The sequence below is a fragment of the Kitasatospora sp. GP30 genome (assembly GCF_029892145.1).
GTDB classification, from domain to species: domain Bacteria; phylum Actinomycetota; class Actinomycetes; order Streptomycetales; family Streptomycetaceae; genus Kitasatospora; species Kitasatospora acidiphila.
Map to the genome: position 1 here is coordinate 1 of NZ_JARZAH010000098.1, position 1,962 is coordinate 1,962.

Genomic DNA, 1,962 nt, shown 5'->3' on the forward strand with positions numbered 1-1,962 from the left:
TGCCCGGCATCCACACCCGGCTGGAACACCGGGGACTGCGGCCCGACCAGCACCTGGTCGACGGCGGCTACACCTCCCTGGTCCACCTGGAGCAGGCCGAGCGCGAGCACCGGATCACCGTCGTCGGACCGCTGCCGGGCAACCCCACTCACCAGGGCGAGGGCTTCGCCCGTGACGACTTCCGCATCGACTTCGACCGCCAGGAGGTCACCTGCCCGCAGGGCCAGGTCAGCCGGGGCTGGCACGGCCCCTACCCGACATCCTCACCGACCGCCGCCCCGCTGATCGTGGCCCGCTTCACCAAGAGCCAGTGCCAGCCCTGCCCGGTCCGGGCCAAGTGCACCACCTCCCGCGACGCTGCCCGCAATGTGGGATTCCCTCCGCGTGAACTGCACGAACTGCAGATACGCAACCGTGCCGAGCAGCAGGAACCGGCCTGGCACAAGCGCTACGCGGTGCGGTCCGGCATCGAGGGCACGATCTGCGAGTTCGCCCACGGCCACGGCATGCGCCACTGCCGGTACCGAGGCCTGGCCAAGGCCCACCTGCAGCACGTGCTCACCGCCATCGCCGTCAACATCGAACGCCTCAGCCGGCAGTCTCCGGGCGAGAGCACACCCCCACGATCACCGACTGCCTTCCAGAACCACCTCGACCAGCAAGGCATCCAGCGCCTGCGGTCCTGGCGGGCCGTCAGCTGACGCCGCAGCGACCAAGATCCCCGACAGCGTCAAGCTCAGTAGCTGTTGCTCAATCGATCTTGGTGATCGTGAGTTCGAGCCCGCCGACCCAGTGGGGTGGCCCTCTGATCAGATGGGCATGAAAGTGAGGCCTCCCGCACAGCTCGGGTGCCAGGACACCGCGGGGCCTTGCCCTCCCGCCCCCGGTGTCACCGGTAACGGATAGCCTCGGCGGGAGCGGGCGGTTGACGGGAGTGGACGTGGACATCGAGGAGATGCTGGAGAGGCTCGGCGCGGTGATCGGGCCGCCGCCTGCGGGCGGAGTGGTCCCGGTCCGGTGGGAGCTCGGGCGCGAGGAGCTCGGTGTCCAGCTGCCCGCGGACTACCGGGCGTTCGCCGACCGGTACGGGATGGTCAGCATCAGCGACGAGCTGCACATCTACACACCATCGACAGCGCTCGGTCCCTACGTCGGGGGACCGGTCGGCTTCGAGGGATTCCTCTACTTCACGACGGAACCATACGGATACTGCGCCATGCTGGCCCAGGCCTACGAGGGCGGGGACCACGACGAGTGCCCGTATCCGCTGTTCCCGACCGAGGGCGGACTGCTGAAGTGGGGCAACAACTACAACTCCGACCACTTCTTCTGGCTGATGCGGGGCCCGGACCCGGACCAGTGGCCGATCACCGCCAAGTTCGACTCGATGCTGGAGTGGGACCTGTTCGAGGGCGGCTTCCTGGAGTTCCTGCTGGCCGCGGTGACGGAGCAATATCCATACCACGGGGACGTCGTTCCCGGCGGGATGAAGCAGGTCGGGGACGGCCGTGCCTATCGCCCTCGGGGTGACTGGTCGAAGATTCGGAAGTGAGCCCGCGAACATGGTCAACGGCCGGGTTGGGGCGGCTCCGGCTTGGCGACCTGGCCAGCCGTTGTCGTGCTGATCGCGGTGGACATGGGTTCGATTGCGGTAGCTCGGTCGGGTGGTTTTGTCGGGCGCTGTGCATGAAAGCAGCGCCCCTGGTGCAGCTCGGGTCTGTCGAAGACCGTGAACACGCCAGGAGGCCCTGTTGCCGCAGTTGTACGCCCTCGCGCCTGCCGATTCCAACTCGGCTGCACGATCGTGTGATTGCCTCGCCCACCGGTTCGGGAACGCCGGTGACCGGCCGCAATGGGGGGCCGAGGTTGTAGGTGCCAAGAACCACGTCCGTGCTGGTCAGTTGACATGTGGGCGCTGTCGCGAGGCCGGCCGGTCCAGTGACAGCGAAGGTCTCGCTCGCT

2 protein-coding genes are annotated in these 1,962 nt (G+C 67.8%); both read left to right on the forward strand.

Translation table 11 applies throughout. The features are described 5' to 3' along the window. A partial coding sequence (locus P3T35_RS40250) for a transposase (protein ID WP_280709867.1) occupies nucleotides 1–701 on the forward strand: 701 nt, incomplete at its 5' end. A gap of 224 nt (nucleotides 702–925) precedes the next feature. Next, the gene (locus P3T35_RS40255) at nucleotides 926–1,552 is read left to right on the forward strand and encodes a hypothetical protein (RefSeq protein ID WP_143676948.1); all 627 of its coding nucleotides are present in this window, start codon (nucleotides 926–928) and stop codon (nucleotides 1,550–1,552) included. The last annotated feature ends 410 nt before the right edge of the window (nucleotides 1,553–1,962 follow it).